Source organism: Pseudomonas sp. C6002, assembly GCF_013385805.1.
Lineage (GTDB): Bacteria > Pseudomonadota > Gammaproteobacteria > Pseudomonadales > Pseudomonadaceae > Aquipseudomonas.
In genome coordinates this window covers 66,994-91,877 of the sequence record NZ_JACAPH010000035.1, presented here as the reverse complement: position 1 = coordinate 91,877, position 24,884 = coordinate 66,994, and the positions used below count along the sequence as shown (strand labels likewise).

General features: G+C 61.9%; 25 protein-coding genes, 1 pseudogene and 1 riboswitch. Of the genes and pseudogenes, 11 read left to right on the top strand and 15 right to left on the bottom strand.

The features are described from left to right. Positions 1 to 68: 68 nt before the first annotated feature. A complete protein-coding gene (locus HX817_RS26225; protein ID WP_003208100.1) occupies positions 69 to 524 on the bottom strand; it encodes a DMT family transporter in 456 nt (151 codons plus the stop codon). Between the two features lie 4 nt (positions 525 to 528). Beyond that, on the bottom strand, positions 529 to 1,014 hold the full coding sequence (locus HX817_RS26220) for a DMT family transporter (RefSeq protein WP_008437061.1): 486 nt from the start codon (positions 1,012 to 1,014) through the stop codon (positions 529 to 531). 118 nt (positions 1,015 to 1,132) lie between these two features. Here HX817_RS26220 and HX817_RS26215 point away from each other — a divergent pair, with 118 nt between their 5' ends. The 3 genes from HX817_RS26215 to HX817_RS26205 all read left to right on the top strand — a co-directional run bounded on the left by HX817_RS26215 (position 1,133) and on the right by HX817_RS26205 (position 2,949). Beyond that, positions 1,133 to 2,065 carry a LysR family transcriptional regulator gene (locus tag HX817_RS26215; protein WP_023658922.1) on the top strand — a complete coding sequence of 311 codons (933 nt, stop codon included), beginning with the start codon at positions 1,133 to 1,135 and terminating at the stop codon, positions 2,063 to 2,065. 138 nt (positions 2,066 to 2,203) lie between these two features. Further along, positions 2,204 to 2,575, top strand: a complete 372-nt coding sequence (locus tag HX817_RS31440) for a type II toxin-antitoxin system Phd/YefM family antitoxin (protein ID WP_003208094.1) — start codon at positions 2,204 to 2,206, stop codon at positions 2,573 to 2,575. Beyond that, positions 2,572 to 2,949, top strand: coding sequence for a type II toxin-antitoxin system VapC family toxin (locus HX817_RS26205; RefSeq protein ID WP_003208092.1), 378 nt, complete (start codon positions 2,572 to 2,574; stop codon positions 2,947 to 2,949). The genes HX817_RS31440 and HX817_RS26205 overlap by 4 nt, the downstream gene beginning before the upstream one ends. A gap of 10 nt (positions 2,950 to 2,959) precedes the next feature. Here HX817_RS26205 and HX817_RS26200 read toward each other — a convergent pair whose 3' ends face one another. Both HX817_RS26200 and HX817_RS26195 read right to left on the bottom strand, forming a co-directional pair. Next, positions 2,960 to 4,279, bottom strand: a complete 1,320-nt coding sequence (locus HX817_RS26200) for an Nramp family divalent metal transporter (protein WP_177008242.1) — start codon at positions 4,277 to 4,279, stop codon at positions 2,960 to 2,962. Between the two features lie 41 nt (positions 4,280 to 4,320). Continuing rightward, the gene (locus tag HX817_RS26195; RefSeq protein WP_008437056.1) at positions 4,321 to 5,874 is read right to left on the bottom strand and encodes a DUF726 domain-containing protein; all 1,554 of its coding nucleotides are present in this window, start codon (positions 5,872 to 5,874) and stop codon (positions 4,321 to 4,323) included. Between the two features lie 181 nt (positions 5,875 to 6,055). On the opposite strand from HX817_RS26195, the gene HX817_RS26190 reads away from it, so the two are divergent. Then, entirely contained in the window at positions 6,056 to 6,457 is a 402-nt protein-coding gene (locus HX817_RS26190; RefSeq protein WP_003208087.1) for a RidA family protein, read from the top strand. Here HX817_RS26190 and HX817_RS26185 read toward each other — a convergent pair. From HX817_RS26185 to HX817_RS26175, 3 genes and pseudogenes are all read right to left on the bottom strand, one after another. Next, complete coding sequence (locus tag HX817_RS26185; RefSeq protein ID WP_371317781.1) at positions 6,447 to 7,343, bottom strand: LysR family transcriptional regulator; 897 nt, start codon at positions 7,341 to 7,343, stop codon at positions 6,447 to 6,449. The genes HX817_RS26190 and HX817_RS26185 overlap by 11 nt on opposite strands. Before the next feature lie 117 nt (positions 7,344 to 7,460). Next, a complete protein-coding gene (locus tag HX817_RS26180; protein WP_003208085.1) occupies positions 7,461 to 7,766 on the bottom strand; it encodes an XRE family transcriptional regulator in 306 nt (101 codons plus the stop codon). Beyond that, a pseudogene (locus HX817_RS26175) lies at positions 7,759 to 8,125 on the bottom strand (type II toxin-antitoxin system RelE/ParE family toxin). Before HX817_RS26175 ends, HX817_RS26180 begins: the two are co-directional and overlap by 8 nt. Before the next feature lie 359 nt (positions 8,126 to 8,484). Between HX817_RS26175 and HX817_RS26170 the strand changes: the two are divergent. After that, complete coding sequence (locus tag HX817_RS26170) at positions 8,485 to 10,293, top strand: monovalent cation:proton antiporter-2 (CPA2) family protein (protein ID WP_177041672.1); 1,809 nt, start codon at positions 8,485 to 8,487, stop codon at positions 10,291 to 10,293. Between the two features lie 72 nt (positions 10,294 to 10,365). After that, positions 10,366 to 10,944, top strand: coding sequence for a hypothetical protein (locus HX817_RS26165; protein ID WP_177041664.1), 579 nt, complete (start codon positions 10,366 to 10,368; stop codon positions 10,942 to 10,944). Positions 10,945 to 11,090: 146 nt separating this feature from the next. Here the strand turns inward: HX817_RS26165 and HX817_RS26160 are convergent, their stop codons facing one another. The 3 genes from HX817_RS26160 to HX817_RS26150 are packed head-to-tail and all read right to left on the bottom strand — an operon-like array spanning position 11,091 to position 13,200. Continuing rightward, positions 11,091 to 11,810, bottom strand: a complete 720-nt coding sequence (locus tag HX817_RS26160) for an alpha/beta hydrolase (protein WP_087694209.1) — start codon at positions 11,808 to 11,810, stop codon at positions 11,091 to 11,093. Between the two features lie 12 nt (positions 11,811 to 11,822). Then, entirely contained in the window at positions 11,823 to 12,578 is a 756-nt protein-coding gene (gene cobF, locus HX817_RS26155) for a precorrin-6A synthase (deacetylating) (RefSeq protein WP_003208076.1), read from the bottom strand. A 58-nt stretch (positions 12,579 to 12,636) separates the two neighbouring features. Beyond that, positions 12,637 to 13,200: a histidine phosphatase family protein gene (locus HX817_RS26150; protein ID WP_177041662.1), complete on the bottom strand. Its 564-nt coding sequence runs from the start codon at positions 13,198 to 13,200 to the stop codon at positions 12,637 to 12,639. A 36-nt stretch (positions 13,201 to 13,236) separates the two neighbouring features. Beyond that, positions 13,237 to 13,367, top strand: a riboswitch (cobalamin riboswitch). A gap of 31 nt (positions 13,368 to 13,398) precedes the next feature. Between HX817_RS26150 and HX817_RS26145 the strand changes: the two genes are divergently transcribed. Continuing rightward, entirely contained in the window at positions 13,399 to 13,611 is a 213-nt protein-coding gene (locus tag HX817_RS26145; protein WP_003208073.1) for a CbtB domain-containing protein, read from the top strand. Between the two features lie 15 nt (positions 13,612 to 13,626). After that, complete coding sequence (locus tag HX817_RS26140) at positions 13,627 to 14,355, top strand: CbtA family protein (RefSeq protein WP_032899583.1); 729 nt, start codon at positions 13,627 to 13,629, stop codon at positions 14,353 to 14,355. Between the two features lie 40 nt (positions 14,356 to 14,395). On the opposite strand, the gene HX817_RS26135 is transcribed toward HX817_RS26140, so the two are convergent. Next, positions 14,396 to 14,950 (bottom strand): DUF4865 family protein, encoded by a 555-nt coding sequence (locus HX817_RS26135; protein WP_177041739.1) that lies wholly within the window; start codon positions 14,948 to 14,950, stop codon positions 14,396 to 14,398. Positions 14,951 to 15,042: 92 nt separating this feature from the next. On the opposite strand from HX817_RS26135, the gene HX817_RS26130 reads away from it, so the two are divergent. Next, on the top strand, positions 15,043 to 15,909 hold the full coding sequence (locus HX817_RS26130; RefSeq protein ID WP_177041660.1) for a LysR family transcriptional regulator: 867 nt from the start codon (positions 15,043 to 15,045) through the stop codon (positions 15,907 to 15,909). Here HX817_RS26130 and HX817_RS26125 read toward each other — a convergent pair. Then, positions 15,887 to 17,980, bottom strand: coding sequence for an EAL domain-containing protein (locus HX817_RS26125; RefSeq protein ID WP_177041658.1), 2,094 nt, complete (start codon positions 17,978 to 17,980; stop codon positions 15,887 to 15,889). The genes HX817_RS26130 and HX817_RS26125 overlap by 23 nt on opposite strands. Before the next feature lie 254 nt (positions 17,981 to 18,234). Between HX817_RS26125 and HX817_RS26120 the strand changes: the two genes are divergently transcribed. Together HX817_RS26120 and HX817_RS26115 are read left to right on the top strand one after the other, a co-directional pair. Further along, positions 18,235 to 19,530, top strand: a complete 1,296-nt coding sequence (locus HX817_RS26120; RefSeq protein WP_371317783.1) for a serine hydrolase domain-containing protein — start codon at positions 18,235 to 18,237, stop codon at positions 19,528 to 19,530. A 27-nt stretch (positions 19,531 to 19,557) separates the two neighbouring features. Then, the gene (locus HX817_RS26115; protein ID WP_087694170.1) at positions 19,558 to 19,887 is read left to right on the top strand and encodes a DUF6388 family protein; all 330 of its coding nucleotides are present in this window, start codon (positions 19,558 to 19,560) and stop codon (positions 19,885 to 19,887) included. Here the strand turns inward: HX817_RS26115 and HX817_RS26110 are convergent. From HX817_RS26110 to tssM, 3 genes are read right to left on the bottom strand one after another with little or no spacing between them, the layout of a single operon-like run. Continuing rightward, complete coding sequence (locus HX817_RS26110; protein WP_087694171.1) at positions 19,884 to 20,762, bottom strand: serine/threonine-protein kinase; 879 nt, start codon at positions 20,760 to 20,762, stop codon at positions 19,884 to 19,886. The two genes, HX817_RS26115 and HX817_RS26110, sit on opposite strands and share 4 nt — an antisense overlap. Continuing rightward, positions 20,750 to 21,487, bottom strand: coding sequence for a PP2C family serine/threonine-protein phosphatase (locus tag HX817_RS26105; protein WP_083853231.1), 738 nt, complete (start codon positions 21,485 to 21,487; stop codon positions 20,750 to 20,752). Before HX817_RS26105 ends, HX817_RS26110 begins: the two co-directional genes overlap by 13 nt. After that, a complete protein-coding gene (tssM, locus tag HX817_RS26100; protein WP_177041654.1) occupies positions 21,484 to 24,870 on the bottom strand; it encodes a type VI secretion system membrane subunit TssM in 3,387 nt (1,128 codons plus the stop codon). Before tssM ends, HX817_RS26105 begins: the two co-directional genes overlap by 4 nt. Positions 24,871 to 24,884: the final 14 nt, after the last annotated feature.

Here is a 24,884-nt window from a genome sequence, read left to right as displayed (position 1 = left end):
TCCAGGTGCGGCGAACGCCGGCACCTCAAGCAATGACTATAGGCAACGATTCAAGGTTCAAAGGCCCGTCAGTCAGCCCGACGAGCGTTGCTGCGGTACATGAACACCAGGGCCAGCGCGAGGCACAGCATCGCCACGATGCGGCTGCCGGACAGCTCGATCGCCGGGTTGCCGAGCCAGCCGAAGTTATCGATCAGCATGCCCATGCCCAGCTGCCCGACAATCACCGCCACCGTCGCCACTGCCGTGCCGACAATCGGGACCGCGCCGACCATCACCATCATGTACACCACCCCGAACAACGCCCCGGTCAGTTGCCACTTCGGCACGTCCAGCAGGCTGACCGCGTGGGCGGGCTCAAAGAACAGAATCAGCAACCCGGTACTGATCGCGCCCACGACAAAGGTCAGCAGGCTGCTGCGCAATACGCCCACCGCCTGCCCGAGGCGGCCATTGATGGCGGCCTGCACACTCAATACCGCACCGGCGGCCACTACCAATACCAACAACAGAATCAGGTTCATCGCCTTAACCTCGCGCAATCAGAACAAGTGCAACCACGATCAACGCCAATGCAATCCAGCGCTCCACGTTGACCCGCTTGCGGGCAGTGCCAAACCAGCCGAAGTGGTCGATCAGCACGCTCTTGCCCACCTGGCCCGACAAGATCGCAATCATGGTCATCGCGATCCCGATATGCGGGGTCGCCAGGGTCAGCACCACCACGTACATCGGCCCCAGGAAGCCACCGATCAATTGCCAGCGCGGCAGGTCGGTCAACGCCGGACCCTTTTGCGGGCCGCTGAACAGCAACAGCAGGAACAGGATCGCCGAGCCGACGCCGAAGATGCTCAAGGTCGCCCACAAGTGGCCGACCTGCACACCCAGCGGGCCCAGCAAGCCGGCCTCCACCGACAAGCCCATGCCGGCGAAGATCACCAGCGGCAATAGCAACAACCGAAGAAACGTCTTGGGCTTGGCCTGAGCCACACCCGCCACTGAAGAAGCCTGCATACATCACCTGCGCGTTAGAGAGAGGAACAATGGCGCGTATTATCCGGTGGCACTGCTGTGCGATAAATGGGAGCATGCCGACAACACCTTTGCGCAATACGCACAGCATGGAGTGATGATGCAGGGTTTGAACGAACTGAGCTTCAAGGCGCTTCGCCTGTTTGTCGCAGTACTGGACTACGGCAGCTTTTCCGAAGTCGCACGCCGCGAAGGCCTGGCGCCCTCCTCCATTTCCCGGCAGGTCCAGTTGATGGAGCAGGCCCTGGGCCAACAGTTGCTGTATCGCCATACCCGTGCGGTCAGCCCTACCGAAGCCGGTCGCCTGCTGGGCCGGCATGCGCGATTGATGCTGGAGCAACTGGAAGCCGCCGGCCAGGCGTTGCAGGAACAGGAAAGCGAACCCAGCGGCCTGGTGCGCATCAATGCGCCGATGGTGTTTGGCCAACGCCACCTCTCGCCGTGGCTTGGGGAGCTGTGTCGGCGTTACCCGAAGCTGCAACTGGATATCCAGCAAACCGACACCTACGTCGACCCGTTGCAAGACGGCACAGACCTGCTGTTTCGCATCGGTGTGCTGAACGATTCCGGCATGCAGGCGCGAATCTTCGCCCCCCAGCGCTTTCGTCTCGCTGCCAGCCCCGGCTATCTGGAGCGTTTCGGTACGCCCCGGCATCCGGACGAACTGGTGAACCACCAGTGCCTGGCCTACAAGGGCGTCACCGGCCAGCAGCGCTGGTTCTTCCGCCGCGACCAGGGCGACTGGACCTCCTACAGCGTCAAGGGCCCGATCACCGGCAACCACGCCGACACCCTGACCCACGCTGCCGAACAAGGCCTGGGGCTGGTGGTGTTCCCGTCATGGTTGATCGGTGAAGGCCTGCGCGCCGGCACGCTGCAGGCGGTGCTCAGCGACTATGAAGTGGCGACGACCCTGGAGCCGCAACAGATTGCTGCGCTGTGGCCGGGTAGCCGGCGGCTGTCGTTGAAGGTGCGGACCGTGATTGATTACTTCGTCGAGTGTTTTGGGGCAGTGCCTTACTGGGACCGTTGAGCAACTGTGGGAAACTATTCGGCCCGCACTGTCGGGAAAAATCCCCCTTCAAGTAAGTCCGATCTGATTTTCCACAACACGGGTCAAAAACCGCTTGCACTCGGGCAGACTTCGAGGAATTCCTTCAGGAGAGACGTCATGGATGCCAGTCATTACCCGTTCGGAAACCTGCAATCGTCCCCGCAAAAATCACCCTCCGCCAGCAGTCGGTTGATCTTTGCCTGCTTACGAAATTTTGGCTATATTTGGCCAAAACCTCGAGAAGACCAAATGATTACCGTACCGTTGGGTGAAGCAAAAAATAATTTATCAAAACTGGTCGATGATGCCGCCGCCGGCCAAATCATCACCATAGCCAAGCATGGGCGGGCGATGGCTCGCCTTGTTCCTGTCGGGAAACCGACAGGCCGGCGAATTGGCGCGATGAAGGGCAAACTGGTGGTGCCGGATGACTTCGATGCGCCATTGCCAGACGACATGCTGGATGCGTTTGAGGGAAACCACCCATGAGAATACTGCTGGATACCCACATCCTGCTTTGGGCCCTGAGCGATGATCCAAAACTGCCAGCGAAGGCCAGAAAGCTGATCGAGAACGCGGCTGAAATTTACGTCAGTGCCGCCACATTCTGGGAGCTGGCGATAAAGGTCGGGCTCGGGAAGCTCAACGTAAACCTGGACGAAATTCGCGAATACTGCCTGGAAAGCGGCTACGTGGAACTGCCCATCACCTCGGAGCACGCCATCGCGGTCAAGGACCTTGAACACCATCACAGGGACCCGTTTGATCGGCTCATCATTGCAACGGCTATCATTGAGCCGATGAAGTTAGTGACAGCCGACCCGATGGTGGCGAAATACACATCATTGGCCGTTTTGACTTAATTCACTTCGCTCAAAACAACCACTGCCCGATCAGCCAGGCATTCGCCCCGCTGATCACCACAAACAAGCTCCAGGCCAGCAGCCGCGTAGGCAAGCTGTTGACGAACGGCCCCATCAGGCGCTTGTCACCCGTCATGCGGATCAGCGGAAACAACGCAAACGGCAACTGCAGGCTCAACACCACCTGGCTGAGGATCAGCAGCTTGCCGATGGCATCATCCCCCATCAGCCACACCCCGAGGAACGCCGGGATCAGCGCCAGGCCACGGGTGATCAGGCGTCGCTGCCAGCAGGGAATGCGCAGGTTGAGGTAGCCTTCCATGATCACTTGCCCGGCAATGGTGCCGGTGAACGTGGAGCTCTGGCCCGAAGCCAACAGCGCAACACCGAACAGCACGCTGGCGAACACGCCACCCACCAGCGGGTCGAGCAAGTGATAGGCGTCCTGGATTTCCACCACATCAGTGTGGCCGGTCTGGTGGAACGCGGCGGCGGCCAGTATCAGGATTGCCGCGTTGACCAGCAGTGCCAGGGACAGGGAACCGATGGTATCGATACGCGCCAGTTTCACCGCGTCCTGGCGGCTGGCCAGGTCCTTGCCGAACAGCCGGGTTTGCACAATGGAGCTGTGCAGGTAGAGGTTATGGGGCATCACCGTGGCCCCCAGTATGCCAATGGCCAGGTACAACGGTGCGGCATCACTGATGGCGGACAACGACGGGGTGAAACCACGAAACACGTCGGGCCAGTAAGGCTTGATCAGCACCAGCTCGATGAAGAAACACACGCCGATGGTCGCCACCAGTGCCAGCATGATCGCTTCCAGCCGGCGGAAGCCTCGATTTTGCAGGGCCAGGATCAGCAAGGTATCGAAGGCAGTGATGACAATCCCGGTGGTCAGTGACACGCCCAGCAACAGGTGAAACGCCAGGGCGCAGCCGAGGACTTCGGCGAGGTCGGTGGCGATGATCGAGATTTCCGCAAGGATCCACTGCACGAACGACGAGCGCCGGCTGTAGCGCTCGCGGCTCAGTTGCGCCAGGTCCTTGCCGGTGGCGATGCCCAGCCGTGAGCACAGGCACTGCACCGCCATCCCCGCCAGGCTCGCCAGCAGCACCACGAACAACAGGTTGTAGCCGTAGCGCGAACCGGCCTCGATGGCGGTGGCCCAGTTGCCCGGGTCCATATAGCCGATGGAGATCAGCAAGCCAGGGCCGGCAAACATCAGCGCACGTTTGAAAAACGAGGCACGGGGATCAACGACGATGGAGCCGGCGACTTCCGGCGGGCAGAACGGGGCGGTAGCGATTTTGGGCAGGCTGAATTTCACGCGGGGTACCAGGCTTTCACACAAGACGTGAACGCAGCTTATCAGTCAGACGCAACGGTACGCATCACCGTCTCCCGGGGCAGATCAAATGCCTCTACCACCTGGACCACCAGATCCATCTCCTGGTTCAGTGCTTCACGCTCCAGGCGCTCGCGAATCACCCCGATCACCAGCACCGCCAGGGTGGTGATGGAATACGCGGGGCCGGAAAACGCCCGCACGCCGGTCACCAGCAGCATCGCCGCCGCGAGCGCCTGCCCCACCACCGGAATGGCCGTGGCCGCGCCCCGGCGCAGGATAAACCCGGTCAACCCGGCCAGCGCGGTCCCGCTGAGGGCAGTGGTGGCTGAGCGCCCGACATCGAAACGATTGAAAAAACCCTGCTCCTTTTGTGCCGCAGCCTTCAACTCTGCCTCGAACACTTGGCGATCAGCCTGGCTGAGCTTGTCCTTGTATTGCTCGATCAGCCGCTCGGCAACCTGTAACTCCAGATCCGCCAGGGCCACTTTCTCGATCGGTTGATCAAACTTGATACCCACCCGCTGCGCCACGTCTTGGGCGATTTCGCGATAGCTCACGCCATGACCACGGGCCAGGTTCATAAAGGTGTCGCCGCCCATGCGCTGCAACTCGATGGCCAGCTTCAAGGGCTCGCGCACGGTGGCGTCGATAGAGGCACTGCGCTTTTGCGCCATCAGCTCGGCGAAAAACTGCAATTCCTCCGGCCGCGCCTGCACCAGCAGCGGGAACAGCTCGACATCCTCTTCCGCAAAGCGCACTTCGCTGCTGCGTTGATCGGCGCGGATCATGCCCCGGCGTTCCTGCAGCAGGTCGGTGTACTGCACCACCGTCTTCAGTTGCGGCCAATACGCGGCGTGGTCGAACGTGGCCAGGTGCACGTTGGCGACCTTGGCCTTGAGCGCCGGTGTCAGCGGGATCGCATAACGACCGATGCAGCGCTCGGTGTCCGGCTTGAGCGCCAGCGCCCAATCCTTGCTCGAGTGGCAGTTGATCACCCGACCGCTGAGCGGCGCCGAGACCAGGTCCCAGGGGCTGGAGGTACAAATCGCACCGCCCATCAGCAGCAGGTTGTTCAGCGGCAACTCACGGGCCACCTCAGGGCTGGCCAGCAGGCTCTTGACCAGGATGCGCGCGCCCAGGGAGTGGCCGATCAGGTTGATCTGCCGCACCTTGATCGACTCGCCATGGAGGTAGTTGGCCAATTCGGGCAGCAGGCTTTTGGCGACCTCATCCACCCGCGCCTCGACGCTTTTGTAGTGGTCGAGGAAATAGGCAATCGCCTTGCCCACCCCGATGGTTGCGGCACCCAGGCTGCCGCCACCCAACATCGAGGTAATCACATCCTTGAACGGCGCAAACAGGTTTTCCAGGAAATGCCCTGCCGGCCAGAACAGCATCAGGTTGGTGGAGCCTTCGATGGTTGCCAGTTGCCGGGAGAAACTACCCAGTTGTTGCTGGTTGAAGAACGCCGAATAACCATGCACGTAGAGATTGAGCACATCCCCCTGGGGCTCGCCACACAACACAAACGTGGGCTTGCGGGTGCGGTGCATTTCATCCCACTGGTGTTGCATGTGACGGTGACTCCTGGCGACGACGGAGGGCGATAGTAACAAAGGGCGGGCTACGGGAATGTGAAAAACTGATACTCGGACTATCCATATCCCTGCACAGTGATGACAGGAAACGCGGATTTTGTTCGCAGATTCAGTCCATTAACCTTTGTCGGGTCAACCACTGAAACCGAGGAACACCATGAGCAAGCCCGAGTTTTTCATCACACCCGGTTACGGCGACATTGCACGCGAGACCCTGCATTACACCCAGGCGGTCAAAATCGGCAACCGCGTCGAAACCTCGGGCCAGGGCGGCTGGGATGACGAGTTCCAGATTCCCGAATCCCTCACCGACGAGATCGCCCTGGCCTTTCAAAACCTCGAACGCACCCTGGCGGCAGCCGGCGCCGGCTGGGAGCATGTGGTACACGTCAATTCCTACCACGTGGGAGGTTTCCCGCCAGAGGTGAACGAGCAGATGGTCAAGTGGTACCGCCATTACATGCCCAATCACGCCCCCATCTGGACTGAGCTGGGAGTAGAAGCCCTGGGGCTGCCGGCAATGCGCATTGAAATCCGCGTGACAGCGATTATTGCCTGACGCCGAACCGCTCGATCACCCAGTCGATAAATACCTTCAGCCGGGCGTTCTGATGGCGATTGGGTGGATAGATGATGTGCAACGGCGTGGCGGGCCGGGTCCAGTCTTCGAGTACCGGGACTAAATGGCCTGCCTCTACGTAGTAGTCAACGATGGTCTTGAAATGCTGCCCGACGCCCAGGCCGGCGAGCAGCATTTCCTTGAGGCCGTTGCCTTCGTTGGTGGAAAACGCGCAGTTGCCTACCTCATACCGAGTCGCGTCCTTCTCGAAAATCAACGGCTCCGGCTTACCCGACCCGGCAAAGAAATACCCCGCCTTGAGGTGGTTCTTCTCGAGGTCCTCGGGAGACACGGGCGTACCCATGCGCTCCAGGTAGCCGGGGGCCGCACAAGTGACGTACTCGAGGTCGACAACCTTGCGGGCGATCATTGCCATGTCATCGAGCTTGCCAGCGCGCAGTACGCAATCCACACCCTCCCCCACGATATTCACGGCGCGGTCGCTGATGCCCAGGGCGATGGTGATCTCAGGGTACTCACGATGAAAATCCACCAGCGCCGGGATCAGCAGGCAATTGGCAAAGGACGCCGGCGCATCCACTTTCAGGTGGCCGCCGGGCTTGAGCTTCTGCCCGCGCAGGGCATTGTCCAGTTCATCGAGTTCCGCCACCAGGCACAGCGCGTGGCTGTAGTACTCCGACCCCTCCGGCGTCGCCGCCAGCGCACGGGTGGTGCGATGCATCAACTTGACGCCAAGGTGCTTCTCCAGGTCCGTGATGAGTTTACTGACGGTGGAACGCGGCAGTGCCAATTGGTCGGATGCGCGGCTGAAGGAGCCGGTTTCGACGACACGGACGAAGGCACGCATGGCGAGGAGTTGGTTCACGTTGATGTCCGATGAGGGCGAGAATAGCGAGTATTGTCCATTAAGCTGCACAATGACGACAGGCATTCAGCGAACAGAAAACCCGGCGCATGGCCGGGCTTTGACGGAGCGGATGACTCAGTGGGCAAAGTTCTCGATCTTTACCTGGCCATCAGGAAACGTAGCGACAATCTCCAGTTCTCCTCCCATGGCGCGGATATAGTTACGCAGCGTGCTGATATACATGTCGGTGCGCCGCTCCATTTTGGACACTGCCGCCTGATTGATATTCAGCGCCTTGGCCAGCGTATCCTGGCTCATCTGTTGCGCCTTGCGCAGTTCATGCAGGGGCATTTCTTTCAGGTGTTGCTGGAAGATGCGCTCTGCATCGGCCCGGGCTTGCGGTGTCATGCGAGCCTGCAGCTCACTGAATTTTTTAGCCATGGTGACGGCCCTCTTTAAGCAGTGTTTCCAAATGTTCGTCATACAACTTCTCAGCCAGCGGGACGTATTCGTCATACCACCGGCCTCGACCGGTTTTATCCCCGCCAATCAGCAACAAGGCACGCCGGCGCGGATCAAATGCATACAGAACGCGGTAAGGCCGCCCGGCATGCTGCACCCGCAACTCTCGCAGGCAGCCATGCCTGGAGCCCTTGATATCGCTGCTGCGGGGGGAAGCCAAGGCCTGGCCCCAGAAGGCTCAGTAAATCCACACTGACCGATACTGAGGATTGCTCCTTTGCATCCAGACCGCCCCACCAGATTCCAAACTCGTCCGTGTATTCAATGTCCCAACTCATGCAAATATTCCATCCATGGAATATAAACTCAAGGGCATAATTGTAGGAGTTCCTGGCGTGTACAGGCTTCCGTTTGTCCCGGAAAAGTGTTTGTAGATTATTCCCGCACAATGCTCAGCCCATAAAAAACCACCCTTTCGCGCGGCTGAAGACACGACCATAGCGCCGGCACCACGGATGATCCCGACCGCCACGTGCATAAAACTCATTGAAATAAATGGTATTAATAGTTTGGAGAGTGCCGCGAAAGAACCGGACGACATCCAATGAACCCGGAGGCGAAGGCCTTGGGACCTGCAAAGCAAGCTCGCTCCTACAGTAAAACCTGTTGATTCAGCAAAACGATCCCGGAGTCCCCAATGCCCCATGAAGGCAACCTGTTACAAGCGGCCGTTGTATTCCTGCTCGCTGCCGTCCTGACCGTGCCCCTGGCCAAGCGCCTGCAACTGGGTGCCGTGCTGGGTTACTTGCTGGCCGGAGTGATCATCGGCCCATCGGTGCTGGGCCTGGTGGGCAACCCGCAAAGCGTCAGCCAGTTTTCCGAACTTGGGGTGGTATTGCTGCTGTTCATCATTGGCCTGGAGTTGTCACCGAAGCGTCTGTGGGTGATGCGCAAGGCAGTGTTCGGTGTAGGCCTGGCACAGGTGTTACTGACGGGCACCGTGATCGGCGTGGTCGCGCTGTTCGTGTTTGGCCAATCATGGAACAGCGCGATTGCGCTGGGCCTTGGCCTGGCGCTGTCCTCCACCGCGTTTGGCCTGCAAAGCCTCGCCGAGCGCAAGGAACTCAACCAGCCCCACGGGCGACTGGCCTTTGCGATTCTGTTGTTCCAGGACATCGCCGCCATCCCGTTGATCGCCATGGTGCCGCTGCTCGCGGGCAGCGATCATCCCGCCACCACCTCCCAGGGCCTGCGACACGGCCTGGAAGTACTGGGCAGCATCGCCGTGGTGATCATCGGCGGGCGCTATCTGTTGCGGCCGGTGTTTCGCATCGTCGCCAAGACCGGCCTGCGGGAGGTCTCCACCGCCACCGCGTTGCTGGTGGTGATCGGCACCGCATGGCTGATGGAATTGGTGGGCGTGTCCATGGCCCTCGGCGCCTTCCTCGCCGGGTTGCTGCTGGCAGACTCCGAATACCGGCATGAGCTGGAATCGCAGATCGAACCGTTCAAGGGCCTGCTGCTGGGTCTGTTTTTTATCAGCGTGGGCATGGGCGCCAATATCAGCCTGCTGTTCAGCGCGCCGGTGATCGTGCTGGGGCTGACCCTGCTGCTGATCGCCATCAAGTTGCCGCTGCTGTTTTGCGTGGGTCGCCTGGCGGGCGGCCTGAACCCTGAAAGCGCGCTGCGCCTGGGCGTGGTGCTGGCAGCCGGTGGTGAGTTCGCATTCGTGGTGTTCAAGATCGGCCGCGACCAGGGCCTGTTCGAGCCGCACCTCTACGACATCCTGGTGCTGACCATCACCCTGTCCATGGCCGTGACGCCATTGCTGCTGTTGCTCTGCCCGAAGCTGTTCAAGCCCAAGGCCAAGCCGGTGGAAGTGCCCGAGGAATACCGTGCCATCGAAAGCGATGCGCCACGGGTGGTGATCGCCGGGATGGGCCGCATGGGGCAGATCGTGGCGCGGATCCTGCGGGCACAGAACATCTCGTTCATTGCCCTCGACACCTCGGTGGAAACCATCGAACTGACCCGCAGTTTCGGCGGCATGCCGGTGTTCTACGGCGACCCGCAGCGCCCGGAAATCCTTCACGCAGCGAAAGTCGACCAGGCCGAGTTTTTCGTGATCGCCATGGACGACCCCGAGATCAACATCAAGACCGCCGAGCTGGTGCGCAGCCTCTACCCGCACATGAAGATCATCGCCCGCGCCCGTAACCGCCAGCATGTGCACCGCCTGGTGGACCTCGACGCGTCACCGGTGCGCGAGACGTTTTACTCCAGCCTGGAAATGAGCCGCCGCACCCTGGTGGGCCTTGGCTTGACCCAGGCCCAGGCCGACGCGCGCATCAGCCGCTTCAAAAACCATGACCTGCAATTGCTGGCGGCCCAACACGCCGTGTATGACGACGCGGCCAAGGTGATGCAGTCTGCCCAGGAAGCCCGGACGGAACTGGCACGGCTGTTTGAGATGGACCGGATCGAGGAAGAGTCCGACAAGGTGTAGGGATGGAGATGAACGACCTTGCGAATTTTCTGACAGAATACGGCGCAATTTCGTTCATTCCTGGAGAGCTTCATGGCCACCCTCAGCAAGACCGCAGCCCTCTTGGCCCTCGCGCTGGCCGCCGGGTTCGGCGCCAGCCAAGTCCTCGCCGCCAGCAAGCCTGCGGTGCAGAAGACCGCCACCCAGACCATCTCCACCCTGGATGGCAAGTTCAGCTTCAACCTGCCCAAGTCCTACCTGGCCGACCCACTGCCGGCCGGTGATGCCGAGCACGGCACCGCAGGCGCCAGCGGCACGATGTACAGTGACCAGGCCACCAAAAGCGTGATCTTCGTCGTCGAAAAACCGAGTGTCGCCGGCCTGATCAAGGACAACGACCCGCAGTTCCTCGACGGTGCCGTGGCGGATTTCGTCAAGGAACAAAGCGCCGCCCTGCCGGACTTCAAGAAAGGCGCCGAGAAGAAACTCACCGTGAAAGGCCTGGCCCTGCGCCAGGTCGACAGCACCGCGACCATGGGCGGTGGCAAGACACTGAGTTCCACCTTCCTGACGGGCTCCGGCAGCCACCAATTGGTGGTGCAGGCCATTTCCCGGGCGGATGACGAGAAAGGCCATGCACTGTTGGTGAAACAGATTATTGGCGGTAAATAACCGGTTTTAATCTGGCAATGAAAATCCAATGTGGGAGCGGGCTTGCTCGCGAAAGCGGTGGGTCAGTCAACACAGGTATTAACTGACCCACCGCTTTCGCGAGCAAGCCCGCTCCCACATTTTTGATCGCGTTCACATCGCAGGATTCAACGCAGGCTCTTTTCCAGCCACTGCTTCAAGTCCAGCAACTCCGCCTCACCGACGGTATGAATCATCCCCGGGTAGCCGTGGAATTCCGGCGTGAGACCAATCCCCTGCAATACCTCGTTGGCCCGCGTTGCCGAGTAGTACGGCAGCGCTTGGTCCAGCGTCCCGTGACCGATGAAAATCGCCAGCTTGCCCAGTCGCGCATCCGGCTTGAGTTCGGCCTTGAGTACCGGCAGCAGGCTGCCGCTCAACGCCGCAATCCCGCGCAGGGTTTCGGGATGTCTTAACCCGACTTCATACGACATGATCGCACCCTGGCTGAACCCCACCAGAAACACCCGCTCAGGTTGGGTGTGGTACTTGGTGGTGGCCTGGGCGACGAAGGCTTCGATCAGCTTGGCGCTGCTCTGCAGGTCGGCGGTCTCGCCATCAAAATCGCCATCGCCCGGCTTCTTGCGAAACCAGCGATAACCACCGCCCTCCACCGGCATCGGTGCCCGTGCAGACAGGTAGGTCCAGGTCGACGGCAAGCGGTCCTTGAGCCCGAACAGGTCGGCCTCGTCACTGCCATAACCGTGCAGGAAGATCACCAGCGGCTCGTTGCGGGCATCACTTTGAGTCTGTTCCAGATAAGGCAGCGGCAGGTCGGTGTGCAATACGTCTTCGGCCTGTGCGGCGCCGGTAAACAGCGCTACCGTCAGGGCAATCAGTTTGAGCATGAGCATCAACCTCTAGGGTTTGCGCAACAAATAGGTATCCATGATCCAGCCATTGGCCTGGCGCGCCGCCTTGCGCACACGTTCAATCTCTTCGGCAACCTCGGCCACTTTGCCGCTGATCAGGATTTCATCCGGTGTGCCCAGGTAGGCGCCCCAGTAGATATCCAGGTCCTGATCGGCCACGGTGCGGTAGGAATCTTCGGCATCGAGCATGACAACCAGGGTGTCGGCATCACTCGCCTGCCCCGCCGCCAACCGGCGCCCGGTGGTGATTTCGATGGAGCGACCGATGCGGTTCAGCGGCACTTTGTGCTGCGCCGCCAACGCCTGGACGCTGGTGATCCCGGGGATCACTTCAAATTCGAATTCGCAGCTGCCGCTGGCGAGGATCGCCTGCAGGATACGAATGGTGCTGTCGTACAGTGCCGGGTCGCCCCAAGCCAGGAATGCGCCCACTTCGCCGTCGGCCATTTCTTCATTGATCATCCGTTCGAAGGTCTGCTGCTTGTCGCGGTTCAGGTCCTTCACGGCGGTGGTGTAGTCGATATCACCGCGCACCCGCTCGGGGCAATCGGCCTCGACAAAGCGGTAGGCGTGATCGGTGATGTAGGTCTCGCAGATTTCCCGGCGCAGGTCGATCAGCTTGTCCTTGCTCTGGCCCTTGTCCATCAGGAAAAACACGTCGGTGCGGTTGAGCGCCTTGACCGCCTGCATCGTGATGTAGTCAGGGTTGCCGGCGCCAATGCCGATGATCAGGATGCGTTTCATGGGAAAGTCTTCATGGGTGGTCTCGGTGCGGGGAACGGATTTTGCCATGTTCGGGACGTCAGGCGTGAGTTTCCAGGCGCAGGCGCCAACGGCCATTGAAGCGCAACTCGGTGGATGACAGCGGCTCCACGTCGATCAGGTTGAACATGGCGGGTGGGCATTGCATGACATGCAGCAGCGCTGCGCGGATCACAAATGGATGCGTCACCGCCACGACATGCCCCGGGGATTGCTCGAGGGACTGCAACCACTGCCCTACCCGCTCACACAGTTGCACTACCGACTCGCCGCCGTGGGGCGCCGAGGTGCTGTCGGTCAACCAGGCCTGAAGCGCTTCGGGTTCGGCCTGCTGAACCTCCTCGATCGCCAACCCTTGCCAGCGGCCAAAATCACAATCGCGCAGGGCTGTTTCAACCAAAGCATCGTCGGCAAACAGCGCCGCCGTCTGCCGGGTCCGCGCCTCCGGGCCGCACAGCACCAGGGGTGCACGCTTGAAGCGTTGCCCCTGGGAAAGCGCCGCCTGCTGCCAGTCCATCTCCACCGACTCATCCAGCGCAAAGCGTGCCTGTTTCTGGGCACGGGTGCTGGCGTGGGCAACAAGGGTCAAACGGGTGGCCTGCATGACAAATCGCTCTGGTTTTAAGGGGCAGTCAGCGTAGACTTGCGAAGTTGTTTCAACATGTTTCAACCATTCTGCAACAGGAAGCCGGTTCAATGCCGGCGCGGTCGCGCCACTGTATTCGGCCTTCTAGCCGTAAGCCAGACCCTGTTTCAGCCAACTCGCTATCCATTTCGGGACGCGTCATCCCTGGAGGTTCTCATGGCTTATACCGCTGCAACTGGCTCCGACGTTTCAATACCGTCCATTCCCCTGGGCGAAATCCTGCCCTGGGCGATCTTCGGCGGCCTGCTGCTGTTGCTCGCGATTTACTTCGTCGGCGCCGAGCAAGGCGCGACGGCCGTGTTCAAAGGCATGTACGTGCATGAGTTTGTGCATGACGGTCGCCACCTGCTGGGTTTCCCCTGCCATTGATTGGAGCGTGACGACATGACAGGGCATTTACTCGTTCGCGGGATGCTGGTGGGCCTGCTCGCCGGCATCCTGGCCTTCGGCTTCGCCAAGACTTTTGGTGAGCCGCAGATCGACAAGGCCATCGCCTTCGAAGATCAGATGGCACAGATGCACGGCGACGCGCCGGAAGAAGAACTGGTGAGCCGCGAAGTACAAAGTACCTTCGGCCTGTTCACCGGCGTGGTGGTGTACAGCGTCTCCCTGGGTGGCATTTTCGCCCTGGTGTTCGCCTACTCCCTGGGCCGCATCGGCAAGGTCGGCCCCCGTGGCTTGGCAGCGCTGCTGGCATTGGCGGCGTTTGTGACGATCATCGTGGTGCCGGGGCTGAAGTATCCGGCCAACCCACCATCGGTGGGCGACCCCGCCACCATCGCGCAACGCACCAAGCTGTTCTTCCTGATGCTGCTGGTGTCGGTGGCGGCTGCGGTGATTGCGATCAACGCGGCGCGCAAGCTGATTGCCAGCCGTGGCCTATGGGCAGGCGCGATTCTCGGTGTGGCGCTGTACATTGTGATCGTGTCGGTGGCCGGCAGCTTGTTCCCGACCATCAACGAAGTGCCGGAACAGTTCTCGGCAGTGTTGCTGTGGAAATTCCGCGTGGCCTCCCTGGGGATTCAACTGGTGCTGTGGACCACCCTGGGCCTGGTGTTCGGCGCCGTGGCCGAGCGCAAGCTGAGCCAGCCTCAGGCGCGTCTCAACTCCTGACGGTACAGGTAGCCGCCGACGAATCGGCGGCTACCGGCATTCACACCCCGGGCCGCGCCAGGTAGAACACCTCGTAGCCATTGCCCGGATGGTTCACATCCAGCGCCTTGGCCGACAAGGTAATTCGCACCAGCTTCCACGCCTGCACATCCAGCGCCAGAAACACCGCGAAGTTATCGCTGCTGTCCGCGAGCTGCTGGTTGCGGCCCTTTTCTGCGGCGAGGATTTGCCCGCGGTCCGCCCCCGGCGCCAGCGCCCACTCCTCCCGATACAGGCTCAAGGCGTCTTGCGCCGGACCTCGCTGCACGTCCAGCGGTAACCAGGACTCAATGTGCGGCTGGCCAAAACTGTCGAGGACCTTCTGGAAGCGCTCGCCGAGCAAGAAATCCGCAGCCTGCAAAGGATCCGACCACAGATAAACCGACGAATACAGGTTACCCACCCCCGGCCCCTGCCCTCGCTCCTGGGCGATAAACGCCTTGAACAGCAAACCCTCGGCATGATCCCACAACGGCCCCAGGCGAGCGGCCCGCTCACGGATGACACCCATGTCGTAATCGGCTGGCAAGCGGTGTGAATACTGTTTGGCAAACATCATGGCGCTCCTGTTCAGATGAGTGCCCAGCTTGCGCAGTGCCCATGATTTCAGCAAGATATCACCGGATATAGGTGTGATAAGGAACTGAAATGACCGACGCACTCAAGCCGCTGGATATCGACACCGTGCACGCCTTTGTCCTGGTCGCCGATTTCGCCAGTTTCACCCGCGCGGCCCAGGCACTGGACACCTCGCAGGCAGCCATCAGCCTCAAGCTCAAGCGCCTGGAAGAACGCCTCGGTTATCGCCTGCTGGTGCGTACACCGCGGCATGTGCGTCTATCGCCCCAGGGCGAGCAGTTCATCGTCGCCGCCCGCGCGCTGCTCAATGCCCACGAACGGGCGTTGGGTGACATGGGCAATGGCGCCCCCCGACGGTTGGTGATCGGCATCAGCGACCACGTGGCCGGGCCGGACCTGCCACTGTGGCTCAGCCGCCTGGCCGCCTATGACCCGCTGGTGATCCTGGAGGTGCGGATTGCTTCGTCCCGCGACCTGGTGGCGGCGTTCGACCGCAACGAATTGGACGCGGTGATCGTGCGCAACGAAGGCGATCGCCAGGACGGTGAGGTATTGGTGGTGGAGCGCTTTGGCTGGTTCGCCGCGCCTACCTGGCAGCACACCCCCGGCACGCCCCTGCGCATGGCAACCATGGCCTCGCCCTGCGGCGTGCGACACCTGGCGGTGCGCGCGCTGGATGAGGCGCGGATTGACTGGACCGAAGTGTTTGTCGGCGGCGGCGTAATGGCGGTGGGTGCGGCAGTCAGCGCCGGCCTGGGTGTGGCGGCGCTGGCCCGGCGAGTGGCGCCGGCGGGCGCCGTGGACGTCAGCGAACAGTACGGATTACCGGCATTGCCCGTCAGTGAAGTCGTGCTGCACAGCCGCATCAGCGACGGCCGCTCCCGCGAGACATTGCGGGCGTTGAGCGCAACCTTCAGAGGGGTTCTGGAGCGTTAGATTGCATCTGGGTATACCGCCCGCGCACGAACCGCTCCAGTTCATCGCCCGGCAGCGCCTTGCTGAAATACCAGCCCTGGATGATCAGCTCCGAGCCCGACTGCAAAAACGCCAGTTGCTCGGCGGTTTCCACGCCCTCCACCACCACCCCGAGGTTCAACGCCTCACAGAACCGCAGCATCCCGGTCAACACCTGGGCGCCCTTTGGATCATGCTGGGCGACCACGAAACTGCGATCGATCTTGATGAAATCCACGGGGAACTGGTGCAGGTAACTCAGCGCTGAAAATCCGGTGCCGAAGTCGTCGATATACACCTTGGCACCAATCGCCTGGAGCTTCTCGATCATCTGCCGCGTGCCCCGGATATCGCCCACCAGCGCATCCTCGGTGATCTCCACCGAAACCTGCCCGTGGGCCTGGGCCAGTATCTCCACCAGCCGATCACCATACGCCCGGGTAGTCAGCGTGGCGCTGGAGATATTGATCGTCATCGGCAACGTAAACCCGACCTTCTGCCACTTCTGGTACTGGCGCACAGCCTGGGATGCCACCCACACATCCACGTCGGGCATCAACCTGGCATGGGCCAGCCATTGCAGGAACTCCCAGGGTGAATGCACCGTACCTTCGGCGTCCCGGGCCCGCATCAACGCTTCGCAACCGGTGCATAGCCCGGTCCGGGTGGAAATCTGCGGCTGGAATTCGAGGTAGAACTCGTAGTCGCTGATCTGCTGGATATGGCTCAACTCGCTGACCTGGCGCGCCTGGGCCTTGTGGGACGCCATCACCGGGTCCAGCTCCAGCAAGCGGCCTTTTTCTTCCAGGCCGCGAAAGGTCATGTCCAGCGACTTCAAATACACCGTACCGCCCTCAGTGGCCTGGCGGTTGATCGCGCGCACATAGGGCGCATAGATCAGCGTGCCAACCCCCAGCAACACCACCTGCAGCAACACTGCCGCGAGATCGCCGTGGGTGCTCAGGTAGGCGTTGAGCAACACCGGCGCGGTAAATGGCACGCTCACCACCGCAGGCGACACCCAGCCAATCTGCACCACCATCAACGCCAGTATCACGTTGAACGCCGGCACCACCAGAAAGGGAATGAACAGCCGCGGGTTAAGAATGATCGGCAAACCAAACAAAAGCACTTCACTGACATTGAACAACGACAACGGCAGGCTCGCCATCGCCACCAATCGCATGGACCGGCTTTTGGAAAACAGCAGGATCGCCAGCAGCAGGCACAGGGCACCACCCGAACCGCCGATAAACGCGAAACTGCCCAGCAAGCCGCCATTCAGTAGATATTTGACCGGCTCGCCCGCGGCCACCGCCGCATTATTGAGCCCGACCGCCTGGTCCAGCACATCAAAAAACGGCTGCATGGCGTAGACCCCATGGATCCCGAAAAACCACAGCAGCGAATTCATCAGGGTCACAAACAGGCCGCTGCCATAGGGCGTCTCCAGTGCATCGAGCACCTGCGGCCCCTGAAGCTGTGCCACCTGCGGAATCTGCAACAGCAACGACAGCACGAGCACCAGCCCGAGCGCCGTGATTGCCCCCGGCACCACCATATTGAGGGTGCCCTTGAGGTTGTGCCCCACCAGGTCTTCGTTGATCAACCGCGTCCAGCGACGCCGATGCAGCCAGGCGATGGCGGGCACATTGATCAGCGGTGAGGCGATGGCGATGAACAACACGAAGGTCGCCGAGGCTCGGGGAAAATCCCGCAGCACAAACGTGGCGATCACTACATGGGCCAGGCACAGGAACGCTACCGGGAGTTGCGGCAGGCGGTGCTGGATCGCGAGCATGTAACCGATGGAGGCTGCCACCAGCAGCGGGATTACCGAGCTGATCTGGTTGTGCAACCCCGCCAGGAAGGCCACCACCTGAGGGTCGAAACCCAGCACTCGGGCGCATTCGGACAGGATCAGGAAACCGGCCGATACCAGCAGGCACGGCAGGATCCACAACAGCCCCTCGCGTATGGCCCGCAACGACTCGGTACTGGCGAGGGCCGCCAGCCGCTGGGTGAAGAAAAGCTTGAACAGCGTTTGCGCCATCACCTGTCCCTCGGTCCCTGATGCCAGGGTCGCAAAATAACACCTGGCTGTCGCCTTATCACGGGGTAACGCTACACGCCCTGACACCGCAAGCGAAAGGCTTTTGCCGCCCCTGGCGCATTTATTCAGAATCACCGCAGGGGCTTGCTGCTTGTCGATTGGCTCGGGTTGGCCCATCCTTTGGCGCACTGGTTGTCGTAAAAAACGACGCCCCCCTCGAACGGACTCGACTGATGCTGCGATTCACTCCCCTCATGGCCTGTGCGCTGCTTGGGCTGACCAGCCCGTTGGCCGGCGCCGCCACCCCGACCTTCGCCGATGCCCAGGCCAGCGACCCGGCCAGGCTGCAATGGATGGTCGGCGCACCGCCACCGGCCGACCGCACCGTACGCTTTGAAGACGGCAGCTATTTCCGCTTCCCGGCCATGCGCTGGAGTGTCGCCAACTTTCGCCAATTGATGCCCACGGTGAACGTCTCCCGCGGGCTCGGCGCACCGCTGGCATTGCCACGCAAACTCGACCCGGCACTCGATGCAATCCCCGTGCAGCCAGTGGGTGCAGCCCAGCCGCTGACCTGGCGCCAGGCCCTGGACGCCACCTACACCGATGGCATCGTGGTGATGCATCGCGGCACGGTGGTTTATGAGCGTTATTTCGGGGTGCTCAAGGACGATGGGCAACACGCGGCCATGTCGGTTACCAAATCGGTGATCGGTACCCTGGGCGCGATGCTGGTGGCCGATGGCACCCTGGACCCACAGAAAAAGATCGTCGACTACGTGCCCGAACTCGGCCGTTCGGCCTTTGGCAGCGCCACCTTGCGCCAGGTGCTGGACATGACCACCGCCCTGGACTACAGCGAAGACTATGCCGACCCCAACGCCGAAGTCTGGGCCCACGCCCAGGCCGGCAACCCGCTGCCCAAACCCAAGGACTACACCGGGCCGCGCAGCTACTACGAGTTCCTGCAAACGGTTAAGCAGCGTGGCGAACACGGGCGTGCCTTCGGCTACAAGACCGTCAATACCGACGTACTCGGCTGGGTGATTGCCCGCGCGACCGGGCACAATGTCGCGCAACTGCTCAGCGAACGCATCTGGAGTCGGCTTGGCGCCGAACAGGACGCCTACTTCACCGTCGACTCCATCGGCACACCCTTCGCCGGTGGCGGCCTGAACACCGGGCTGCGGGACCTGGCCCGGTTTGCCGAGATGCTGCGCAACGGCGGGCGCTTCAATGGCCAGCAGATCGTGCCCGAAAGCGTGGTGACGGATATTCGCCAGGGCGGCGACAAGCAGGCGTTCGCCCAGGCCGGCTACGCTCAATTGAAAGGCTGGAGCTATCGCAACATGTGGTGGGTAACCCACAATCCCGACGGGGCGTTCATGGCGCGTGGGGTGCATGGCCAGAGCATCTACATCGACCCCAAGGCTGAAATGGTGATTGTTCGCTATGCCTCCCACCCGGTGGCCGGCAACGCCGCCAATGATGGGGTGACCTTGCCCGCCTATGCAGCCATGGCGGCTTTTTTAATGTCCAAGCCAGACTGACCGTCTCTCTTACCGTGGAGTAAACCTTTGTCCCAACCCGGCGAAAACCACCAGCTAGCCCTGGACCGATTCTTGAGTGAACACCCGGCCCTGGCCGCGGAACTGAATACATTGAACCCCCTGGCGGCCCAGGCCAAAGGGGAAACCATGGAGCAGTACCGCGCCGAGCGCCTGCATGAAGCCTTCGAGGCAGAAGCCGAGCAACAGGGCTTGTTTGCCTGGGAACTGACGCTGAAATTGACGGCGCATTCCCCGGCGGAGTTCGAGGCGCAACGCCTTGAGGTGCACAAGGAGGTGGCGCAAATGGCAGGCCTGAGTTGGTTCGAGTATTGCCAGCTGCACGACTTGCCCGTCTAGAACCAGCGGCCCAGGCCCTTCCTGCGATCAGCGAGCACCGCGCGTAATTCATCAAGGGTAACGGCCCTGCGTTCAGGGTCAGCCGTCAACGCCGTACGCAATACAGGCCAGCAATGGCGAGGCAGTTGCCTGGGCCGGGCCGGCCTGTCACTGGCGTGGCGTCGGCCTTGTGCCAACTCGTACAATACACAGGCCACTGCATACAGGTCGGCGCTGGCCGACAGTGCTCCGCCAGCCAGCAACTCGGGCGCGGCGTACGCGGGCGTCCAGGCATTGAAGCGGCTGCGACTCAAGCCTGGAGAACCTGCCGGGGCCTGTCCGCAAGCCTCGCCCAGACCGAAATCGAACAAGCGCAACCCGCCGTCTCCCACCATGACATTGGCGGGTTTCACATCCCCGTGCAGCACACCCTGCTGATGGCTATGGCGCAACGCGTCGAGCAATTGCACGGCGATGCCTTGCAGCGCTTGCCAGGGTAAACCGCCGGGGCACTCCAGCAGCAACCGGTCCAGGGTCATGCCCTGGAGCAGTTCCATGGTAAAGAATGCGATCTGGCCGGGAGCATCCACTTCAAATGAATACACACGCACCACCTGCTCATGCCGCAGGCTGCGGGTCAGGGCAAACTCGTTGTACAGCAACACGTGGGCATCCGCAGACTCGCGGATGGCTTCGCCCAACACCTTGATCGCGACACTGGAACAGGGTTCGCCAAACTGTTCGTGCAGCAGGTCCCGCGCACGATAGACCACGCCCATGCCGCCTGCGCCCAACACGCGCTCGATCAGGTACCGCCCGGCCAGCAACTCGGGGGCTCCGTCGCGCGGTGGGTTTATCGGGGCCTTGGCAAAGGCAAAGTGGGTCAGGTCGCGCATGACTGCACCACCACAGCGGTCAGGTTGTCGCCGGCCGTGCCGCGCAAGACACCTGCAAACAGCTGGTCCAGGACACGTTGCGGGTTTCCCTGGCTCAAGGCCTGGCCCAACTCAGAGTGGCTAAGCGCCTGGTACAGGCCGTCGCTGCACAACAGAAACACATCCCCTGCCAAGGTACCGAGTTCCAGGACCTGCGGGCTCAGTGGTGCCCGCGAGCCGATGGCCCGGGTCAAGGCCCGTGCGTCTGGATGGGCCCTGGCCTGTTCCGGGCTCACCTGCTGGTCAATCAATTGCTCACACAGCGAATGGTCTCGCGACAGCTGGTACAGCGTCTGCCCGCGCCACAGATAGCAACGACTGTCACCGGCCCAGACACACGCAGCGCGATCGCCCTGAAGCAACAACGCCACGACCGTGCTTCCCATGATGGCCTCGGCGCCATGGGAGGCCAGCGTCAATTCATCGCCCAGCCGCCGGTTGAGCCATTGCAGGCAACGACAGGTCGCCTCGACGCGTTCATCCAGGCTGCCCTGGCCGGGCAATGACGCCAGGCCATCGACCACCAGCTGGCTGGCGATGTCCCCCGCCTGATGCCCGCCCATCCCGTCCGCCACGGCCCAGCAGCCCGTCCCGGGGCAATCGAGAAAGGCATCCTCGTTGCGTAAACGGACCTTTCCACGGTCTGTGCGACCGGCGCTGTGCCAGCGGTCGCGAGGTTGGCTCACAACTGCTCCGGCAGGCGAAAAGTTCGCCACTGCGCCATCTGAAATGGATTGGGGGTGCGTCGGCTGGTCAGCAGGTAGTTGGCGCGCAAGCCTGCCAGGTCAGCCTTGAGGATCAGCTCATCCTGCCCGCTGGAGGGTTCGTTCTGCATCAAGTCGAACAAGCGAAACAGGGACCAGGCCCCGGTATTTTTTTCGAGCCCCAACGCCCGCTCGCTGCCCCGCTCCAGCACCAGGCTGCTGCGACCATTCTCAGCCTCGGCTGGCCATTGCATCGCCATGGGGACAATCGGCCCGTGCCGGTACTCCATCTGCTGACCACCCAAACGCAAGACCGCGCGACTCACCGACGGGTCCAGGCTATAGGGCGCGAGCGTGAAACGAACCTGCAAGTCCCCCGGCTCATCCGCAAAAAAACCGCGCCTGATCACCTGCACCTTCGCCTGCTGGTCGAGCAACGCCCGAGACATCGGCAAGCTGCGCCCATCCAGGCTACGCAGCCTGTAGCGCCCGGAATCACCGCTGACGAAAGGCTTCAGATAGCTGTCAAAGAATCGCGCCATGATCCCCTCAGGCTTGAAAAACTCCTGGAAGTCGTTGAGGGAAACGTCGCTGCTGGCGTGGGCATTGAACGGGAAACGCAGCTTGATCGCCCTGCTGTAGAAACCATATACCTCGCTCTGATAACGCTGGTTCACATGCCGATAAGCCTGGTCGAGCAGGCGGCGCCAATGCTCGTCGGCCAGGCTTTCGAACCAGCCCGCCAGCGGCAGCGGCAAACGCGCGGCCACGTTGCGCAGGTTACTCAGCGCATCCTGTTGCCCCTGGATCCGCCGCTTGACCATCTCGAACGCGACCGGCTCCGGCGCGCCTTCGCGATTCAAGCTCGCCAACTGCAGGTGCAAGTCGTTGAGCGCCTGTAACACGCCGGTCAACTCGACTCCCGGGTTCTCATGGTTGTCCAGCAACTGGTGCAAGGGCTCGAAGCGGCGCTGCATGGCTCGCCGTGCGCTGTCGGGCAAGGCATTGACCAGCCCGGCGGCGGTCGGCAACCGCTCTGCCGCAGGTCCAGGCAGCTTGGCAGCCAGCTCGTCGAGGCGCTCACTGGCCGACGGCAGGCGCGTGTGGTCACGAACCTGCTGCAACAACTGCAACAACGGCGACTGGGCCGACGTCAAGCTGGCGAGCTGTTCGGCGCCTTGCCTGGAGTTTTCAGTTTCACGCAGGCCAACCTGCCCAAGCGCCTCGCTCCAGGCATCGGCATACTCGCTGAAGTAGCGTTGTTCAAGCTCCACCATCAACCGTTGCAAATCCATGGCGCTCAGGTCGGCGCCCTCTCCCAGCACCCAGTTGTCCTGGACGATGGTGTTCACCAGCCGCGCGCCCTGCGCTTCAAAATGCCGCTGGTACGTGCGGGTATAAAACCCCGGAATGGAACGCTCGCCCCCCTCAAACACCCGCCCGTGTGCAAGGCGCAACGGTTCAAGGCCGCGAGCTTGTTCGCGCAGCACCCGGTACACCACGTCAACCAGCGATTCGCCGCGCAACACGTGGCGCGCGCGGGCCACCAGCTCGTCATCGAGCGGCTGCACGAACGGCTGCTCAAGCAAGCGCGCGAAATGTTCATTCAACCGGTTTTGCACGGAGGGCTCACCGGCAAACCGTACAGACCAATGCCCCGCCACCCGCTCACGCAGCCAGCCGACATCCCGCCGCTCCCGCAGGTTGAGCATCAGGTACGCCCGGAGGTTATCCAGCAGCCGTTCACGATCTTCCAGGCTGCCGCGAACCTGTTCCTGTAGCATCTCGCTGACCTGGGACAGCAACAGCCGCCCCAAGGCACGCTCGTAGGCCTGCTCCAGCACCGGACGGCTGATACTGCCCTGATACAACCCCATCCGCTCAACCAGCCTGGCTTCGCCCGGCAAGGGGAAAATCCGCGTGGCCGCCAGGCGGCTGTCCAGCAGCGGCAGGAGTGCCTGGGTAGCGTCTGACCCAGGCTGCACGGGTGCGGGCTGTCGTGCCAGCGCCTGCAGTTGCTCCAGACGTTGATGATTGGAGGAGTAACTGTGGGTCCACAGCAAGCCCGCCGCCACGACGACCACTAGCGCGCCCAGGGCCAGCCCCCCCTGGTGCTGGCGGATTCGACGGCGCTCCTGGCTATCGAGGTCCGCCAGGTCGGCTTGCGCCAGAATCACCCGGCTGAACAAGCCCTGGATAAAGTACGCACGTGGTTCAAGTGCCTGTGGGCCACCGTCGGCGCTGGTCAAGTAGAAACCACGAAAGCCGTTGGTGTGCTGATAACGCGGGCCGCAAAAAGCAACGTCGATATAGAGGCTCAGGCGCTCGCCAATCCGGGCCGCCTGATGGGGAAAGTCGAGCATCCGTCCGCGCAGATCACTGTTGCGTTCCTGGTGCAGGCGCTGCACAAGCTCACCGCTCAAGCGCTGCAGCAGTGCTTCAAACGCCTGTCGTACCTGGGCAATGCCAATACCCGCTTTGCCTGGGACGATAGATTCGCCCAACACCGCATCACTGCCTTCGCCCAACGGCCGCTCGAAGAACTCCGCAAACCCCGGCAGGCGGTCGGCCTGGGTCACCACTAGGTAGACCGGCACCTCCACATGCAACGTCTGGCGGATCTCCAGCAACCGACTCTGGACTGCCCGCGCCTCATTCTCCAGCTGACGCTCGCTGCCATGGAGCAATGTGTCCGTGGACAGCGCCACCACCACACCATTGAGCGGGCGTGTCCGGCGCCGCACCTTGAGCAGCTCCAGCAGCGTCGACCAACCCGCGCCATCCACCTGGCTGTCAGGCTGGGTAAGGTAGCGGCCGGCGACGTCGAGCAACACGCCGTCCTCGGCGAAATGCCAGTCACAGTCCCGCGTGGCACCGCCCTGCGTCGCTACCGACGCGCCCTGATCCTGGAGCAACTGCAAGCCACTGGCGGCCAACATCCGAGACTTGCCACTGCCTTCCTTGCCGATCAGCAAATACCAGGGCAATGCATTACGCCAACGCGGGCTGCGCTCACCATAAATCCGGGAGTGTTTCAGGGTGTACAAAGCGTCCTTGAAGCGACCGCGCAGGTGCCGCTGCTCGTTTTCAACCTGGCCTTTGCGCGGGCGTGGTTCGCCGTCATCGACGGTTGATTGCCGGGCCATACTGCGCCAATTGGCATACACCATCGCCAGGCACCACAACAAAAACAGCCCGCTGATTGTCAGCAAGCGCGATGCCGCCGCTTGCCAGAATCGATAGTCGTCGACAGCCAGCAGTGGCCCGAAGAACCACACGGTCATTGCGACCGCGAGCACCAGCAGCAGGCTCCAGACCCAAACCCTGCCCAGCACGGCGCCCGCGCTCCTGAAGAATGCGTTCATGCGTTGCTCCCTGC

Coding starts and splice junctions, on each gene's coding strand:
- HX817_RS26225 (WP_003208100.1), bottom strand. CDS start 524: ATGAACCTGATTCTGTTGTTGGTATTGGTAGTGGCCGCCGGTGCGGTA.
- HX817_RS26220 (WP_008437061.1), bottom strand. CDS start 1,014: ATGCAGGCTTCTTCAGTGGCGGGTGTGGCTCAGGCCAAGCCCAAGACG.
- HX817_RS26215 (WP_023658922.1), top strand. CDS start 1,133: ATGCAGGGTTTGAACGAACTGAGCTTCAAGGCGCTTCGCCTGTTTGTC.
- HX817_RS31440 (WP_003208094.1), top strand. CDS start 2,204: ATGGATGCCAGTCATTACCCGTTCGGAAACCTGCAATCGTCCCCGCAA.
- HX817_RS26205 (WP_003208092.1), top strand. CDS start 2,572: ATGAGAATACTGCTGGATACCCACATCCTGCTTTGGGCCCTGAGCGAT.
- HX817_RS26195 (WP_008437056.1), bottom strand. CDS start 5,874: ATGCAACACCAGTGGGATGAAATGCACCGCACCCGCAAGCCCACGTTT.
- HX817_RS26190 (WP_003208087.1), top strand. CDS start 6,056: ATGAGCAAGCCCGAGTTTTTCATCACACCCGGTTACGGCGACATTGCA.
- HX817_RS26180 (WP_003208085.1), bottom strand. CDS start 7,766: ATGGCTAAAAAATTCAGTGAGCTGCAGGCTCGCATGACACCGCAAGCC.
- HX817_RS26170 (WP_177041672.1), top strand. CDS start 8,485: ATGCCCCATGAAGGCAACCTGTTACAAGCGGCCGTTGTATTCCTGCTC.
- HX817_RS26165 (WP_177041664.1), top strand. CDS start 10,366: ATGGCCACCCTCAGCAAGACCGCAGCCCTCTTGGCCCTCGCGCTGGCC.
- HX817_RS26160 (WP_087694209.1), bottom strand. CDS start 11,810: ATGCTCAAACTGATTGCCCTGACGGTAGCGCTGTTTACCGGCGCCGCA.
- cobF (WP_003208076.1), bottom strand. CDS start 12,578: ATGAAACGCATCCTGATCATCGGCATTGGCGCCGGCAACCCTGACTAC.
- HX817_RS26150 (WP_177041662.1), bottom strand. CDS start 13,200: ATGCAGGCCACCCGTTTGACCCTTGTTGCCCACGCCAGCACCCGTGCC.
- HX817_RS26145 (WP_003208073.1), top strand. CDS start 13,399: ATGGCTTATACCGCTGCAACTGGCTCCGACGTTTCAATACCGTCCATT.
- HX817_RS26140 (WP_032899583.1), top strand. CDS start 13,627: ATGACAGGGCATTTACTCGTTCGCGGGATGCTGGTGGGCCTGCTCGCC.
- HX817_RS26135 (WP_177041739.1), bottom strand. CDS start 14,950: ATGTTTGCCAAACAGTATTCACACCGCTTGCCAGCCGATTACGACATG.
- HX817_RS26130 (WP_177041660.1), top strand. CDS start 15,043: ATGACCGACGCACTCAAGCCGCTGGATATCGACACCGTGCACGCCTTT.
- HX817_RS26125 (WP_177041658.1), bottom strand. CDS start 17,980: ATGGCGCAAACGCTGTTCAAGCTTTTCTTCACCCAGCGGCTGGCGGCC.
- HX817_RS26120 (WP_371317783.1), top strand. CDS start 18,235: ATGGCCTGTGCGCTGCTTGGGCTGACCAGCCCGTTGGCCGGCGCCGCC.
- HX817_RS26110 (WP_087694171.1), bottom strand. CDS start 20,762: ATGCGCGACCTGACCCACTTTGCCTTTGCCAAGGCCCCGATAAACCCA.
- tssM (WP_177041654.1), bottom strand. CDS start 24,870: ATGAACGCATTCTTCAGGAGCGCGGGCGCCGTGCTGGGCAGGGTTTGG.